Annotated in this window: 8 protein-coding genes; 3 read left to right on the plus strand and 5 right to left on the minus strand. The window is 72.4% G+C overall.

Going from position 1 to position 17,356, the window contains the following annotated elements:
* A partial coding sequence (locus AB0J52_RS06985; protein WP_500180634.1) for an ATP-binding protein occupies nt 1-3,389 on the plus strand: 3,389 nt, incomplete at its 5' end.
* Nucleotides 3,386-5,497, plus strand: coding sequence for an MBL fold metallo-hydrolase (locus tag AB0J52_RS06990; RefSeq protein ID WP_500180635.1), 2,112 nt, complete (start codon nt 3,386-3,388; stop codon nt 5,495-5,497). The genes AB0J52_RS06985 and AB0J52_RS06990, both read left to right, overlap by 4 nt.
* Before the next feature lie 43 nt (nt 5,498-5,540).
* On the opposite strand, the gene AB0J52_RS06995 is transcribed toward AB0J52_RS06990, so the two are convergent.
* From AB0J52_RS06995 to AB0J52_RS07010, 4 genes are read right to left on the minus strand one after another with little or no spacing between them, the layout of a single operon-like run.
* The gene (locus AB0J52_RS06995) at nt 5,541-8,333 is read right to left on the minus strand and encodes a pPIWI_RE module domain-containing protein (protein ID WP_500180636.1); all 2,793 of its coding nucleotides are present in this window, start codon (nt 8,331-8,333) and stop codon (nt 5,541-5,543) included.
* A 16-nt stretch (nt 8,334-8,349) separates the two neighbouring features.
* Complete coding sequence (locus AB0J52_RS07000; protein ID WP_500180637.1) at nt 8,350-11,967, minus strand: pPIWI_RE_Z domain-containing protein; 3,618 nt, start codon at nt 11,965-11,967, stop codon at nt 8,350-8,352.
* Nucleotides 11,960-13,087 (minus strand): pPIWI_RE_Y domain-containing protein, encoded by a 1,128-nt coding sequence (locus AB0J52_RS07005; RefSeq protein WP_500180638.1) that lies wholly within the window; start codon nt 13,085-13,087, stop codon nt 11,960-11,962. The genes AB0J52_RS07000 and AB0J52_RS07005 overlap by 8 nt, the downstream gene beginning before the upstream one ends.
* On the minus strand, nt 13,084-14,709 hold the full coding sequence (locus tag AB0J52_RS07010; protein WP_500180639.1) for a PD-(D/E)XK nuclease family protein: 1,626 nt from the start codon (nt 14,707-14,709) through the stop codon (nt 13,084-13,086). The genes AB0J52_RS07005 and AB0J52_RS07010 overlap by 4 nt, the downstream gene beginning before the upstream one ends.
* Before the next feature lie 109 nt (nt 14,710-14,818).
* Between AB0J52_RS07010 and AB0J52_RS07015 the strand changes: the two genes are divergently transcribed.
* Nucleotides 14,819-16,264, plus strand: coding sequence for a serine/threonine protein kinase (locus AB0J52_RS07015; RefSeq protein WP_500180640.1), 1,446 nt, complete (start codon nt 14,819-14,821; stop codon nt 16,262-16,264).
* Between the two features lie 11 nt (nt 16,265-16,275).
* On the opposite strand, the gene AB0J52_RS07020 is transcribed toward AB0J52_RS07015, so the two are convergent.
* The coding region (locus AB0J52_RS07020; protein ID WP_500180641.1) for a restriction endonuclease subunit S domain-containing protein at nt 16,276-17,356 on the minus strand (1,081 nt) is incomplete at its 5' end.

Here is a 17,356-nt window from a genome sequence, read left to right on the forward strand (position 1 = left end):
CGCCGCTCGACCTCGACCGGCTGGCGCGGACGGCGCTGGCGGGAGACGCCGACTGGGCCGCCGCGTTCCAGGCCCGCGCCGACCGGCTGGACCACGAGGCGACCAGGGACATCGTCGCCGTCGTTGCGGGAACGGATGCGACGCTCGCCGCGGAGCTGCGGACCCGTCGGGACGACCTAGTCGCCGCCGCGCGGGCGGAGCGGGAGTGGCGCGTGGACGAGCTGCGGGACGAGATCGCGCTGTGGCGGCGCGACGGCGTGCTGACCGAGGACCAGGTCCGGCGGCTCACCGAGGACCTGGTGCCGCTCACCGCCGAACGCGCCGACTTCGACCGGGTCAGCCGGGAGCTCGGCGAACTGCGTGCCCGGGCCCTCTCCGAACGGGCGGAGGCCATCGAGGTCGAGCGGGAACGGCTGGCCCGGATCGAGAGCACCCTGTCCGCCGCGGACGCCGATCGGGTGCGCGACTGCGTCGACAAGGGCGACCTGACCACCGCGCGCGAGTCCCTCGCCCAGGTGGAGGTGGGCAGGTCACTGCCGCAGCGTTCCACCGAGCCCGACCACTTTGCCCTGTTCTACCCCGAATTCCCGCGCGTCTTCGCCCGCCGCGCCCAGGACGGACGCCGCACCCGTTCCCCGGAACAGAGCGGGCTGCTCGGCTCGCTCAAGGATGCCGTCCAGGTCGGGAAGGCCCCGGCGGACGCCGACCTCGAACGGCTGCTGGAGCAGGCCGGGATCGACATCGGCGGGATGCGCGCCGCCAGCCACTCCATCGCCCGGGACGGCCTGCGGCAGTGGCTGGCCTGCGCCCAGGGCGGCAAGCGCAGCGTGGGCAACCTGAGATCCTCGATCGCCCGCGTGCTGAAGATGATCGGGCTGGAGGGCGACCAGCAGGAGATCGAGACCACGCCCGACCGCTGGTGGCTCGATCTGCGCAATGTCCGCTCCACCGAGCGTGCGCCGCTGCCCGCCTTCGGCAGCGGGATGAGCCCGTCCGGGAACCGGCTCCGACTGCTGCTGGTGTGGCGGCAGCCGGACCCGCGCAAGTTGATCGACCTGCTGCGCGGCCAGCCCGAGGGACAGACGGTGCTGGTCCTGTACTTCGGTGTGCTCTCCGATCGGGACCGCGGCGAGCTCGCCCGGCTCGTCCGCAGGCACACTGGAGCCCGCCGTCAGGCGGCCGACCACTGGCCCGTCGCCGGGGTCCTGGACGACGCGGCCATCGCCTACCTGGCCTGCCACCCCGACAACTGGGCGGTGACCGTCACCCTGATGGCGCCGTTCACGGCCACCAACCCCTACATCTCCGCCAGCGACGTCAGCCTCGTGCCCGACGAGATGTTCTACGGCCGCCGAGCTCAGCTCGACAGGGTCATCGACCGTCGCGGCCCGTCCTTCGTGTACGGCGGGCGGCAGCTCGGGAAGTCGGCGCTACTGCGCAAGGCCGAGCGGGAGGTGCGCGACAAGGACACCGACCGCACGGTGATCCTGGAGACGATCCAGCACATCGGCCGGGACCCGGCCAGCTCACTGTGGCCGCGGCTCGGTGAGCGGCTGTGCAAGGCCGGGATCGTCCGGCGCGGCCTGACCACCCGCGACCAGGTGGTCGAGGGCATGCGCGACTGGAGCGAGTCCAACCCGCACCAGCAGCTGCTCATTCTGCTGGACGAAGCCGACGACTTCCTCAACCGGGACGCGGCTCAGGGGCGCTTCCGGGACGTCGGCGCGCTGCGCGACCTGATGCACGACACTGACCGGAGGATCAAGGTCGTCTGGGCTGGTCTGCACCAGACCGTCCGTTTCCACCGGCTGCCCAACCAGCCCCTGCCGCATCTCGGCGGACAGATCGCGATCGGCCCGCTGGACCCGCAGGACGCGTTCGACCTGCTGGTCAAGCCCTTCGGCACGCTCGGCTTCCGGTTCCCCGAGACGCTGGCCGCCCGCGTCATCGCCGAGGCCAACAACGCTCCGGCGCTCATCCAGCTCTTCGCCGAGAAGTTGCTGACCCGGTTGCGTGACGACCCCGACACCCTCACCACGCTGCCCTACACGATCACGCGCGAGCATGTGGCGAGCGTCTGGCGGGACAGCAAGCTGAGGCGCGATTTCCGGGACCGCTTCGAGTGGACCCTGAACCTCGACAACCGGTACAAGGTCATCGCCTACACCGTCGCCCTGCAGGCCCTCTACTCGGGAGCGTCGGCGGGCCTGAGCGTCGCCGAGCTGCGTCGCGAGTGCCAGAGCTGGTGGGAGGAGGGCTTCGCGGACTGCACCAGCGACGCGTTCCGGCTGCTGCTTGAGGAGTGTGTCAACCTGGGCGTACTCGGAGTGGATGGGGACCGGTACCGGCTGCGCACCCCGTACATCCTGGACCTGCTCGGCGGCACCCGAGAGGTCGAGTCCGTTCTCCTTAACCAGGACTTCGAACTGCCCGACGCCTTCGACGCGCACTCCTACCGGGCCTCCTACCACGACGGTCCGGAGCGGTCTCCGCTCAGCAGCGCCCAGCTCTCCCGGCTCCTGCGGTCCACCCCGCTCGTGCACGTCGTCGCCGGATCGCCGGCGCTGCAGGTCGAGCGCGTCGCCGCCGCACTGCAGGAGGGGGTAACCGACCGGGAGGGACTGCGGATCTGGACCCTGCGCGCGGGAGAGCGGACGCTGCGCGGGGCGCTCAACCAGGCCGCTCTCCAGGACGGCCAGCACGTTCTGCTCATCGACAAGGCCATGTGCGCCGATGCCGGGCCGTTCGAGCGGACGCTGGAGAAGATCCGCGGCCAGGTCACCGGCAAGGTCCGCGATCGGCTGTCGGTCGTCGTGGTGGCCGGTCCGGGCCTGGCCCCGTCGTGGGTCCGGGTCGGACGGCAGGACGATGTCGAGCTGGTCGAGCTGCGCCGGTTCGACCAGGCCGCCGTCCGGCAGTGGATGCTGGAGGAGTCCCAGGGCTTCCCGGACAAGCCCGGACAGCAACGGCTGCTGGAGGTGACCGGAGGGTGGCCGCTGCTGATGGGCAAGGTCGTCACGTGGTTCGCCGAGGACAACGACCGCGACCGGGCGCTGGAGCGATGCCGCGTGTGGTTGGCCGAGCACACGCACACGCTGCTGGAGGCAGCGGGCGTGGTCGCCGACTCCCGCCTCGCCGGGGCCTGGCGGACGTTGGTCGAGTTCGGCGGTCCGGCCGCGCCGGACGAGCTCGCCGAACTGCTGTCCATGCAGGGAGAGGAAGCCGGAAGCGGTCTGTCCCCGGCCGAACTCGACTCCGCCGGATACGGCAGCACCGCCGACCTGGTGGAGGCGCTCCGCGTGTTGGGCGCCCTCATCCCCGAGGGGACGAGGCTGACCGTGGAGCCCGTGCTCGCCGCCGCCACGCGGCGGGCCGGTGACGCGGCATGAGCGGCGATGCCGACGCCGCTCTGAACGCCGTGCTGCACGCGGTCGCGGAGGTGGTACTCACGCGGCCGCACCAGGCCGGGCTCGCCCGCGAGCCCGAGCGAATGGTGGCCGAGCAATCGAAGATCCTTCGCCGGGCGCTCGAAAAGGTCCCCGGTGTCCGAGCACGAGTGGCGGACCTGCTCGCGGAGCGCTCCCTGCCCGACCGGGCCGAGCCCTATGTCACGCTGCTCGTACACCCCGACGCCGAGGTGGTCCGCACTGGCCTCGTTCTGTGCGACGCCACCGGAAACCACCAGCGGGACCGGGCGGCGGCGCGCTCGGCCGAACGGCTCGAACGCAAGGTGGCGGATCTCCGTTCACGTCTGGAACGAGCGGAAGGACGGCTTGAGCACGCACGGCGGGAGATCTCCGAGAAGGACCGTCGGCTGGTCGAGGTCGGCGGAGCCTTGGCCGAGTACGAGGATCGACTAGTGGGCCTGGAAGAGCGTCAGGGCATCGAGCGGATCCGTTGGAAGGATCCCCACGCGCTGGCCGCTGCGCTCCTTGGCGTCCTGGAGCCGCTGCCGCCCAAGCCACGCGACGACGCCGCCTCCCGGGACCCCCGCGTGTATCGAAGCGGCGTGGCCGTGGCCTCCGCCAAGGCCACCGAAGCGACCGCGGACTCCCGGGACCGATACCTGGAGGACGTCGCCAGGACGGTGAAGCTCGACCGCAACAGGCTGCTGGACGTGCTCCGGGCCATGGTGGACCCGACACCGCCATGCGAACCCACGCCCGCGACGGTACGGGAACTCGACCTGCGGATCACGCCGCTAGGCGCCGGAACGGAGATCGGCGGATCCTGCTTGCTGGTCGAGGCGGGGGACACCCGCCTCCTGGTGGACGCCGGAACGGTACCCCGCGACGGGGCGCCGCCACCCGACATCGACCGGGCCCTCGCCGGACCGCTGCACGGCGTCGTGGTTACCCACGCGCACAACGACCACTGCGGGTACGTCCCCGCGCTGGTCGCCCGGCGGCCCGATCTGCGGGTCCTGGCGACGCCCGAAACGGTCCAGCTCATGCCCGTCATGTGGACCGACACCGTGAAGGTGACGCGTGGCCGCGACCGGGTGTGGTCCGAATGGGGCGCGGACTCCTCGGCCCACTACGGGCACGCGGAGGTCAGGGCGGCCGTGGGGCGGTGCGAGGAGGTTCCCTTCGGCGCGCGACGCCGTATCGGCGACCTGACGATCGAGCTGTTCCCCGCCGGGCACATCCTCGGCGCGGCGGGAGTGGTGGTCCGGGCCGGGGACCGGCGCGCCGTGATCACCGGGGACATCTCCGGGTTCGCGCAGGAGAGCGTGGATGGCTACCGGCTGCCCGAATCGGCCCCGGGGGCGGACCTTCTGGTCATGGAGTCCACCTGCTGCGGCGAGAACCACGGGGACCGAACCGGACGGGTGCACGAGCTGATCCGCTCGGTGGCGGAGATCTACGAGGGCGGCGGTCGGGTGCTGATTCCGGCCTTCGCGCTCGGCCGCGCGCAGGAGGTGGCGCTCATCCTCCGCCGCCACCTGCCGGACGTCCCTGTTCGCATCGACGGTATGGCGACGGATCTGGCGCATCTGTTCGAGAGCGCGACCGCGGGCTCGGAGCGGCCGCTGGAGATCTTCGGTGGCGCCGTTGCGGTCGCCGACCGCCCCCGCGAACTGGAGACCTTCCGGACGGGCGTGATCGTCTCTACCTCCGGGATGCTCACCGGCGGTCCCGCCGTCCAGTGGGCTCGGCACATCCTGCCCGAGCCCGGTAGCGCGCTGTTCGTCTCCGGCTACCAGGACGAGGAGTCGCCCGGCGCGGAACTGCTGCGGCTGGCCGGGCAGGGCGGTGGTGAATTCGCGCTGATGGACCGAGACGAGAAGATCAGTCTTCGGGTGCTGGCGAAGGTGGCCACCATGCGGCTGTCCGCGCACGCCGACCGGGGCGGCCTGCTGGAGATCGCCGACGGGGTGGCCGCCGCCCACGTCATGCTCGTCCACGGCATGGCCGGACGGCAGCGAAGGTTCGCCGAGGTGCTCGGGCACCGCGGACATCGGGTCGTGCGTACCGAGGAGTGGCGCGCGGGGTGAGACCGTGGCACCGGGGTCCGGCGACGGTCGGACCCCGGTGGCGTCAACCGGCGTCGGATGCGTCGGGGTCGTCCATCGGCAGCACGTACTCCTGGGCGAGGGCTGCCAGGTGCAGGGGGAGGGGCAGTGCCAGGGCCTCGGGGTAGTCGGGGGGCTGGCGGAGGATGTGCGCGGTCAGCGCCAAGGCCTCGGGAGAGTCGCCGTCATTCTCATGGCAGCCGAGGACGGCCAGCTCCATCAGGGTGGGGTTCCAGCCGACCTTGTCGGTGTCCAAGGTGAGCCTGCCCTCGTTGCCGCCGAGGGTGAGGGGGCGCGGGGCCAGCTTGTCACCCCTGACGGCCGACGAGCCGAACTGGACGGGCTTGGGGGTGGTGCTCCAGAAGACGCGGTCACCATGCGGCTCGTTCTCGGACACCCACAGGTTCGCCGGGATGCCGTTCGCCTCGCCCTTGGGGTGCACGCCCCACCACTGCGCGACCTCGCGGTTGCCGGCTCCGCGCACCCGCAGCAGGCGCAGGTCGGGATCCAGGCGGCGGGCGGGGGCGTGGCCGGTGCGGATCCGGTCCCGCTCGGCGCGGCCGTCCTGGATCCAGGTCCAGTGGCGGCGGGCGTTCTGCGCGTGGACGAACAGCAGGGTCGGGGTGCCGCGCAGGCGGCGCTGGACCTTCTGCAACCACTGCTCGGTCGCGCGGCGCTGCTCGTCGGCGGACTGGCGGCGCGTCGCCTGCGGCCGGGGGACGGGCTCGTCGGTGTCGACGGCGGCCTCGACCTCGGCGCGGGCGGCGAGCCGCAGCAGCATCACCGGATAGGGGACCCATTCGCCCGCGCCGTCGTCACCGGCCGGGTCGAAGCCCTCCACACGCGCGATGCCCGTGCCCCGCTCACCCGGCGTGACCAGGACGGCGACCGGAGAGTGCGCGGCCCAATGGTTGCGTGCGGTGCGGTTCTTCTGGACGAGCCAGATCGCCGCGTAGCGCAGGCCGTCCGGGAGGCCGCCGAGCGGGCCGGGCTCGGGCAGCACGCGCGCGCCGAGCTGGCGCAGGCCGTCATCCCACGCCATGAGAGCGCGGTGCCTGTCCTGCTTGCCGGCCTTCTTGGGGACCAGCACGAACTGGCTCAGCACGCCCGCGTCGGCGAGTCCGAGGCGCAGCGCGAACTTCGGGTCGTGGGCGGGCGAACTGAAACCGGTCGGATGGTCGATCTCGACCAGCGCCAGGGTCGGGTCGTCTCCGGGCTTGTCGGCGGCGGCGAACTCGGCGACGGCCTTGCGCCGGGCAGTGATGGCCGCCGCAGCCGCCGCACGGGACGGACGGCCCTTCTCCGGCAGCGCCAGGTCTTCGGCGAGACCGCCGGTGAGCTTCAGGCAGCGCAGCCGCACGGTCAGCTCCGGCGTGCTCCATTCCAGGACTGCGGCCGAACCCGGCTCAGCGTGCTCGAACTCCTCGGTGCTCGGGCGGACGCCGTCGTCCTGCAGGCCGAGATGCTCGATGAGAGCGGCGATCGCGGTGTCGCGCATCTCCGGTGTCTGCCACAGCAACCGCGCCTCCAGGACGGCTCCTCCTCCCAAGGCGGACACGGCGAACGCCGCAGCGGTGCGCACGGTCCGAGCCCGCTGCCGGGCGGCGGGGGCGTTGCTCGGGGTGGCACGGCCGAGCCGAGTCCGGCGGCGGCGCGGAACCGGACGAAGCTCGGGCGGCAACGCCTGCTCGGCCCAAGTGACGATCTCCGAGCGCTGGTTCGACATCAGCCCGGAAGCGACCGCGTGACCGCCCATCGCGGTGTTGTGCACGACTCCGGCGCGCATTTCGGAGGCGAGCCACTTCTCCGGGAACGTCAGGACCTCCTCGGCGGACGGAAACGGAGCCTGCAACGAGATCCCGTCCAGCACGCCGGTGGGACCGCCGTCCGCCCAGTCGGTGACGTATCCGTCGTCGGTGCGACGGCGCTCCAGCCGCGCGACGGCGAAGCGGTCGGACGGCGGCGCGCCCGGCAGCCACGGCACGGACGGCCGCAGCAGCACCGTGGCCCGGCGGCCGTAGGGCACGTGGACTTGTCCGGTCTTGGTGTTGACGCGGGTCGCCCAGCGGCGGATCCCGCAGTGCAGGTGGAAGCGCGGCATCGGGTTGAAGGGGACCGTCTGCAAGGTGATGTTGAGCCGGACCGAGAACCACCACGTGCGCCCTTTGGGGTCCTCGAACGGCCGGGGTTCCGACACCAGCTCGGCGCCCTGGTCCCGAGGTCCGCGTGGCATCGCGTGGAAACGCAGCCGTCCGCCCTCGAACTCGAACTCGGGCAGGTCCAGGACGCGGCGGGCGAGCCAGTCGGTCGTCAGCGTGTACTGGTGCGGCTGCGGCGCGGCCGTGCCGCCGTCGGTGACGGGGCAGCGCAGCAGCTCGAGCTCGACGTCCTGCCAGGCGGGTGGTGCGGCACCGAGCTTGCGCTGAACGGCGTTGCGCAGTTCCCGGTACACGCGGTCTCGTGCCAGCTCGGGGCGGAGGTCGCGCAGCCAGGCATTGAGCAGCAGCTGGAAAGCGCGCTCGGGGATCGGCTCGGTTTCAGCGGGCGAGCACAGCCACCAGCCCGGGGCGTCCGTTGCGCCGGGCGGCCTGGGCAGCGCGAGCAGGTCGGGGGCGAGTGCCTGGACGGCCTGCTCCATGCGCCGGGTGGGCGCCCTCCGCCAGGGCTCGGCGTCGGCGGGACGGCCGAGGTTGCACAGGTCGAGGATCGCCGACTGCCAGGTCTCGGGGAACCGGAGCGCGCGGTACCGCGCGGTGAGCGAGACATCGGGGGCGGCTGGAGCCCAGGCGGCTGCCTGGACGTGGTGGTATGCGGCCATGGGGGTCCTTTCGGGGTCAGGAGTGGTGCCGGATGGTGAGCAGCGCCCGGTGCAGCGGCCGGTAGAGGAGCCGTGCCACGGCGGGGTCCGCCGGGTCGGGGAACCCTTCCGGCGCGAGGGCGTCGTCGAAGTAGGGGGCGAGGACGTCCAGGAGGTCGCGGAGCAGTCCCTCGGGGACGCCCTGGTCGGGTGAGGCGGCGGGAACCTCGTCGCGCACCTCGGCGTCGGCGAACGCGGCGTCCACGAAGACCACTCGCGCGGGGACGCCGCCGCGTACCAACCGCCCGATGACCTGCCACAGGACGACGAGCTGGTCCCAGGCGAAGACCTTCCGCTCCCAGACGGGGAGTCGCGAACGGATGTAGCGGCGGGTGAGGAGCCGCCGCCACTCCTGGCGGGCCTCATGCCGGAAGTCGAGTGCGGCCCGGTCGAGCCCGCCCGCCTTCGTGACCAGTTCGCCGAATGTGGCCGGTCCCGTGCGGCCGTCGTCTTCGGCCAGCACGCGGGGCAGACCGCGGGAGAACCGCGCTGCCCAGTCGTTGACAGAGTGCACCGCCAGCGCCAGGTCGTCCGGGCGCGGGTGCGGGCGGGCGAGGAACATCGCCAGCCCGAACGCGGCGTTGCGCTGGAAGTTGAGGATGTTGTGGCCGCGTTCGACCGCCATCAGCGGCGCGACGAGGACCTCGGCACCGCACTCGCCGAAGGAGGCGAGGTCGCCGCGGCGCAGCACCCCGACGGGTTCGGCCGTGCCCGCGTCCGGTCCGGCGCTGGCGTCCAGGTCGGCGGTGTCGGGGACCAACAGCCGCACGCTGCCGCGCCAGCGGGGGATGGAGTTCAGCACGGTCGCGACGCGGGCCGCCTCCCGGTAACTGCCGACCAGCAGCAGCGCTCGCCGCCGGTGCGGGTCACGGACGTGTGCGAGCTCCTGCTCCAGCGGGCTGGCGGTTCCGCCCCGTCCGGGAGAGCCGAGCCGCATCGCCAGTGCCTCCGCCAGCGCGGGCCGGACCTTGGGGTCCGCCCCCGACAGGCGGATGCGTTCGCCGCGCGCGTCGCTGATCCAGCGAGTGGCGAACGCGGTGCCCAGCACCGCCTCGGTGGCCCGCGCCGACGGCTTCAATACCGCGCCGACCGGTGCCGGGACGTGGTAGCGGCTGGACATTCCCGCCCAGCTCGTGCCCGACAACAGCAGCACGTGCGGGCCGGGCCTCCCTCTGCCGGGATCGGCGCCGAGCGTGGCGAGGGCGGTGAGCAGTTCCCGCCCGACGCCTGCGCAGCGGAAGAAGCGCAGTGTCCCGCTCTGCCGTCCGTCCTCGTCGGTCTCGCGCTCGTCGCGGAGGAACTGGAAGCCGAGCACGTTACCCATGGGCGACTCGGGGACGACGGGCGCGTAGTCGGCCGGGGGGCGGCGAGCCAGCTCGTTTCCGGTGGCGTCCAGCCGCAGCGCCGCCTCCACCATCGGCCACAGCCAGGCGACCCGGTCCAGATGCTTGGCCAGGACCGACAACAGCAGCGTGAACTCCAGGCGGCGGCAGGCGGTGTCGGCCCATGCGGCGTCCCGCGTCCTCTCCTGGACGGGCGTGTCGGTCAGCAGTTCCCGGAGCAGGACGAGCGCCCGCTTACGGGTCTCGGTGGGGGAGGACGTCCCGATCAGGTCGCGGGCTAGGTTCACCAGGCCGTCGATCGCCCCGCCATGCGGTCCGTGGTCGCCGAGCGGGTCGTCGCGGAACCCGTCGAACACGGCGGTCAACGCGGCGCGGCGGGCGTCGGCGAGCACGTGGGCCGGGTCGTCGCGGGAGTCGGTCTCGTCGGCCTCGTCGTTCTCGAACAGTTCCCGCTCGTCGCGGACGCCGTTGTCGGGGACTTCACGACGGGCGTCGCCGAACCACTCCGCGAGGAGTTTCTCCTGCAGGGTCCAAGGACTGAAGTAGTTGACGTCCACCCAGTCCCGCAGGTCACCGTCGGAGATGAGCCGAGGGTAGAGCCCGTCGGTCGCCAGGCTGGACATCTCCACCGCGGTGTTCCACTGCGTGACGTCCCGGTCGGTCAGCGGAAGCCGCCCGCTGCGCGTCAGCTCGGCGATCTTGTGAGTGCGGATGCGGTCCAGCCAGGATTCCGGGCCTGGCTGGACCAGCGTCACCGCGGGGGCGAAGATCCCGTCCAGCCGGAGCTGGACCGCGTCCGCCTCGTCCACGATCACGATGTCGCCGACCGTGCACGCCAGTTCCAGGTAACGCAGCCGCTCGTCGTTGAGGTGCTTCGGGACGCCGGACTGGACGAGGCTGGCGGGATTGGCGACCCAGATCCGGGCGTCCACCAGCCGGCGGGCCGCGTGGTGGCGGGGACAGCGGCTCCAGACCGGACATGCGTGCGGCTTCCCGCGCAGGACACGCCCCTCGTCCGGGTCGCGCGCGGGCCGAGCGTCGGCGCGGCTGCTGGGCCGGTACAGATCGAGCAGCAGCGGCTCCTCGCTCGTGGCGACGGGCTTTCGCTGCTCGGGATGCAGACCGGCGCAGGGAGCGTCGGCGTACCGAAGAGGCCGGGCGGCCTCGACACCGCGCAATGCGTCCACCGGGCACGCCGTGCTCAGCAAGTCGAACCCGTCATCGTCGTGGTCGAGCAGGTTCTCCTTGCCCTGCGCCGCCTGCCGCCGGTGCAGCCGCCGGACGTGGTCCTCGCGAGTGGACGACCCGAGGACCGGGGCGGCCGGAATACCGAGCCGGTCGAACAGCGCGGTCAGCCGGAGCTGCTCGGCCACGTCCCCCACGACGAGGGTCGTGCGCAGCGGAGTCGGCAGCCGGGCGGCCCACACCGCCACGAGCACCATCAGCGTCGACTTGCCCGCGCCGACCATGCCGACCATGTGGAGCAGCTCGGCCAGGACGAATCCGCCGTCGTGGCGTTCGGCGAAGTCGCGGCCGGACGCGTCGCGAACGGCGACGTGCAGTTCGTCGAGCCGCCGTTCCCAGTCGCCCGCTTCGGCCGAGCCGCGTTCCCGCTCGTCCATCCACCGGGCGGTCTCCAGCAGCATGGCCCGCGTGATGACCAGGGGCGAGCCGTCGCCCGCTCTGCCCTTGGCCAGGTCGTGGCCCGCCGCGCGCGGGAACACCAGTTCGTCGGGGATGGTCACCGACGTCGCCCGGCGGCGGTCGAGGAAGGAGTGGCGTCCCGCCGTCGCGAGCTTGAAATCGTGGGTCCGGTAAGGCGGCAGCGCCGACAGCGCGTCCGCGTACACCCGCGACCGATCGGTCGCCACGGTCGGACGCAACACTCGCGGCGGAGCACCCTCGGGAACGTCGTAGGCGCGCATCCGCTCCGGCACTCCCCGGTAGGTCTCCAGGAGCTGGAACCAGCTACGGCGACGGCGGATCGTCCAGAGCAGGACACGCGCCGCCGCCAGCGCCGTCCGCTGTTCCTCGGTGGAGACGAGCCCGGCCGCGTCCGGGAACGGGTACCCGCTGAGCAGGACGTAGGCGTCTTCGGCGGGATGTCCCGGTGCGATGCGCCCGAGCAGGAACAACGCCAGCTCGACCCGGCAGAGGTCGCGGGGGTGCATACCCGGTTCGGCGGCCTCGTTCCGCCATGTCTTGCGGAGCGCGGAGCTGACCGGGCCGTGCCAGGACTCCTCGTCACGCATGCTTCCTCCTTCTGTCGGCGGTCTCGCCGCGCAACCGCCGCCGGGCCCGGCGGCACAGCTCCTCATCGGCCACCAGGACCAGGCCACCGGCCTCCTCCGAGCGGGACCGCTCGAAGACCCGGACGTAGTCCGACCGCGCGTCGAGCCGATGGTGCGGCACCACCCAGAAACCCTCGTCGTAGGGCGGGTCGGTGGGAATCGGACGGGCCGTGCGTCCCAGCAGCGCGGGATTCGCCCGGTCCTTGACATCGATCGCCCAGACGTGGCCGTCCGGGAACGTCACCCGCAGGTCGTAGCTGTCGTAGCCCGGCCACATCGCGACGCTGAGCCCCAGCGCGGACAGGGCGTCGCGCAGATCGATCTCGGCCCGGCCGGGGCCTGTGACGAACTGCCGGAACGGGCGGGCGAGCTGCCGCACCGGGCCGTCGTCCGCCGGGGTCAGGTAGCGGCCGACCGGGGGCGGCCCCTGGCGGCGGCACCGGTCCCGCTCGCACCACCAGCCGTCGCCGGGGACTGGCGTGAGCAGCGTGCGGCAACGGCCGCAGACCGCGTAGCGGCCGTCGCGCAGGAAGCTGTCGGGAACGTCCCAGTAGATTTCGTCGAGGAGGTCGCGGACCGGCTCCAGCAGCAGCTCGAACATGATCTCCATACCGCCGTGCGTCAGCACCGGCCGGTTGACCAGCATGTCCCGGAAGGCGGTGTAGCTGTCGGGTTCGCCGTACTCCCGGCACGCGCGCATCGCCCGGTCGAACACCTCGCGGTCGCACAGCTTGCCCGCGCTGTCGCGACCGTGTGCGGCCCACTCGTGACACAGCTCGGTGGGGCGTCCGCTGTCCAGGTCGAGCAGCCGGTCGTCGGGACCGACCAGGGCGTCGGGAAGGTCCAGCGGCCAGTCGGAGACGGGCCGCTCCCGACACCACAGGACCAGCTCGGCCAGGCTCAGCGGCGGGTCGGCCCCATGGAGCAGGCACAACAGGACCGTGCGGTCGAGGGCGAGCTGCGCCTCGTCGGGATAGGGCAAGGAGAAGGAGTCCAGCTGGTCCTGACGTTCCAGGGCGATGAGCGCCGTCGCCAGGGTGGACAGCAGCGCCTGCCCGTCGTGGGCGACCACGGTGGTCATCGGGCCGCCTCCTGCTGCCGGGACGGGCACCAGCGGCGCACCTCGCAGCTCGCGCAGTACGGGCCGGGATTCGGGGCGCAAGTCTGGTCGGCCGCCCACGGGCCGGTGAGCGCGGCGAGCACCGTGCGGGCCTCGTCGAGAGTCGACGCGTCGAACGGGTCGATCTCCTCGCAGGAGACCCCGTCCGCCCGAAGAACCTCCAGCTCGATGCGGCACCTGCGGGGATCGCCGCCGGGAACGCCCGCCGCCATCATCCCCACGGCCAGGGCGAGCTGTGGGTAGGTCGCCAGTAGGGAACGCCCCTCCCAGAGGGGGCGAGAAACGGTCTTGGTCTCCCGCCACACCCAGCCACCCGCGTCGGTGTGGAGCAGGTCGGGATCGGCGATGACGACGGTGTCCAGTTCCGGGTCGTAGGCCGTCAGGCGCGGCTGGACGAGCACCTGCTCGTGAGCGGGAAGGCCGTCGAGCGGACACACGCCGCGGTGCTGGGCGAGCATCCGCGTGGCCGTGTCGGCCTCGTCGGGCGGAAGATCGGGCAGCGCCTCCGGCATGGGCATGTCACGGCAGCCCTTTCGGGGACGGCGCCTGTGTGACTCGTTGAGCACGGCGTCCACGGCGCGGCCCCGGCGGATCGCGGCGTTCTCCGGCCGGCCGTCGTTCAGGTGCAGCACCCGGGTGAGGTGGAACGCCGCAGGGCACTCGGAGTGGCGGCGCAGGTCGGATGCCGACACACTGCGCCGCTCGCGCGGGCGGGCCGGGGCGGGGACCTGGAGCAGACCGGGCGTCCGGGGCGGCTCGGGGCACTCCGCCAGAGCCTTACAGCCGACGCAGTCCGAACCAGGAACGAGCTCCGAACGTCCCATCACCTGCGTCAGGACAGACTTCGCCAGCTTGTCGTACCGTTCGGAGACCTCATGGACGTCCCAGTCGGCGAGGACCTCGAACTCGCCGTCCCCACAGCCGACCCCGATCACACGCACGCGGGCCGGTGGGACGTTCACGCCTACGGGCTCGTACCAGCGAGTGTGGCGCGACTTCTTCGCCGGGACACCGAACGCGAGGACGGACGCGGCCGCGGCGATCTGAGCGGGCGCGCGGTCGAGTTTCAGCTCATTGACGGACAGAAGCCACAGTTCTCGCACCAAGCCGTCCGCCGAGGCGTAGCGTCGTCCCCAGGCGTACCGTTCGTAACGCTGGGCACCGCGCGCGTCCGGGTGAGCCGCGTGATGGATCGCCACCCATTCGTGGCGAACGGGGAGCGTGGCCGGATGACCGGCGTCCGTGCGGAGGCGCTCGGAGCGTTCTCGGGCGGCCAGGTAGGTGTGAACCGCATCGGCCGTCCAGTGCCGGTGCGCGGGAAGGCAACGGCGGAACGACGCGTCCTCGGTGAGCGCCCGGTCGAGTTCCACGCCGTGGTGCTCGAAGCGGTCGAGCACCCGCATGAAGGGGCCGAGGGCGAAACCTTCGAGCTCGGCCCAGGGGGCGCGGCGGTCGGCCTGGGCCAGCGGCCGGACGTGCAGCGCGGCCGCCCGCGGGCAGTCACGGGGGTCCTGCTGGAGCACCGGGAGCCCGACCCGGACGAGCCGGGGATCGTCATGGGTGCCGGGGGGAGTCGTGTTCACGGAAGCCACCTCCTCGGGTTGGCGTAAGTGTAAACACAGTCAAGGCGTCTTCGCTCGGATGCTGCTACATTCATCGTGCTGGACGAGGCTGACAATTCAGGAGAGCGCGATGGAGCCGGATGAGGTGATCGGCGGACGGTTCCGCATCGAGGCGTCCTACTTCGCGGGCGGAATGGCCAAGACGTGGCGGGCGGAGGACCTGCAAACCGGTGCTCTGGCGCTGGTCAAGGTGATTCACGACCGGCTCGATCCGCACGGGCTCGGCTACGGTCCGTCCTCGCCGACCGAGGCCGACGAGTGGCGGCACCGGTTCCGACGTGAGGGCGACCTCCTCCGGGACCACGGTGGCGAGGGCATCCCGGCACTGCTCGGACGCGGGGTGCACAAGGGCGTGCACTACCTGGTCATGGAGCTCGTCGAGGGCGTACCGCTCCATGGCTGGTGCAAGGGCGTCCCCATCGAGGCGGGGGCCGCCATCGGAATGCAGCTCGCGGAGACGCTCGAACGCGTCCACGCGGCGGGCATCGTCCACCGGGACGTCAAACCGCAGAACATCGTCCTGCGCGCCGAGGACGGCGCCGTCTTCCTCGTCGACTTCGGCGTCGCGTTCGACACCGACCCCGACGCCACCCGGTACACCACCGAGGACCGGACCCCGGGGACACTCGGCTACAAGGCCCCCGAGCTGCTGGAACGAGGGGAGACGACCTACAAGGCCGACATGTACGGGTTCGGAGGCGTGCTCTATCTCCTGCTGACGGGACGGCGGCACTTCACGGCGACCGAGCGCGGCGCCATCGAGTACGAACAGCTCACCCGGCCCGCGCCGCGCATGCGCAGCGTGCTCCCGGATCTGCCCGAGGACCTCGACGTCCTCGTGGCCGGGCTGCTCGAGCGCGACCCCTCACGGCGTCCTGGCTGGCAGGAGGTCAAGGAGGTGCTGGCGCGGTACCTTCCGCAACGCGGCGCTCCCGCGCTGCCCGGACTCGTGCCCGACCCGACCCTCCGGTTCCGTGACGCTGCGGCGGCACCCCCCGCGCCGACGGAGAACGGGCGCCGGACTGCGCGGAGGCGCGGCTGGAGTGATGCCGGGGACTGCCAAGCGTTCCTCCGCGCGGTTCCCGACGTCGACCGCATGATCCGGGCCCAGGAGTTCGACCGCGTGCCGCCGCACTTCGAGCGTCTTCTCATCGCTGCGCGCCGCCGATGGGGATTCAAACGGCCGGAAGTCGCGCTCGGGCAGCTCCGCTGGGCCGACGCACTGCGCGCTGGGGAAGAGGGGCGCTGCATCGAGGCGGGGCATCTGTACCGCGAGCTGGAACGGGGGCTGCGCCGCCGGCCGGACCACGACGCCAGGGTGCTGTGGTGCGAGGCGCAGCTCGGCATCGCCGAATGCCTGCTGGTGGAGGAGGGCTCGGGCAAGCTCGCCGAGGCCGGAGGGCTGTGGCGGAGCGCGGCCGAGGAGATCTCCGCGAACGGCATTCGATCGCCCTGGGTGTGTGAACGCCTGGAACAGGTCCGTATCGACCTGGCCGAGCGGGGGTGGGACGGGTGAGGGCGGAGCGGTCAGCGCACGTCGAGGCGTCCCTCCGCCGCCAGCGCTCCCACCGTCGCTTCGAACGCGGCTCCGGTCCGGCGCAGGTGGTCGAGCGTCGCGTTCAGGTCGGCGAGCTGCCGGAACACCGCGCCCAGTCGTTGCTGTTCCGCGACCGGGAGCCGAGGCACCGACATCCGGCGTGGATCCACGCGTGAGCTGGTCGAGGCATGGCCTCCGGCACGCCGGGCGTTGCCGGGAGCGCGCAGGCAACCGGCCAGGAACCAGGGGTCGATCCGGTCCGGATCGACGCGGAGCACGAGCAGCGGTGCGGACAGGGCCGCGGGTTCGTCGGTTTGCACGCGGGCGTCGAACGCGCGGGTCGTGCCGACGACGATCACGTCACCGCGCCGCGCGAGGAGCAGATCGTCCTTCTCGTCCTCCGCCGGAACGATCCACTGCGGCGCGTTCTCTCCGGCGGCGATCCCTTCAGGGGTGAGCACCGGCACCGCGTCCGCCGGGGCCGGGCCCACACCGACACGGTCTGAGGAGACCGTTCCGCTCGCCTGCACACGCAGGGCCGCGACGCGTTCCAGCTCCCCGATCGTCACCTTCGCGATCGGGGCCGCATCGGCGTCGGCGGCGAGGCCCGACAACGTGCGCCGCAGCTCGTCGGCATGCCGCAGGCGGTCGGTGAGCTCCGACCAGTTCGCGCGCAGCCCGGCGGCGTACTCCTCGGCGTCCAACGGCAGGTGCCGTGCGGGAGACAGATCGACGTCCTCGTCCAGCAGCTCGATCACCGGTACGCGCCGGGTGCGCTCCGCCGTTTCCGCGTCGTCCCAGGCGTGCCGGACCCGGAGGGCGACGGCGGCCCAGTCCACGCCCGGGCGACCGGTGGACGGCCGGACCCGGCAGTCCGAGGCGTCCACCATGAGGACGGCCGCGTCGCCGCGGCGGTCGGGAGTGCCCAGCACCCACAGGTGGGGTGCGATGGCGTAGGGCGGAGCCGAGCCCACAGGCAGGGCCACGACCGCCCGCAGCGCTCCCGAGCGCAGCAGACCCGAGCGGATGCGGCGTCCCGCCCGCCGTGCTGCCCCCGTCCGTGGCCGCACG

It is taken from the genome of Spirillospora sp. NPDC049652 (assembly GCF_040675125.1).
GTDB lineage: Bacteria > Actinomycetota > Actinomycetes > Streptosporangiales > Streptosporangiaceae > Spirillospora.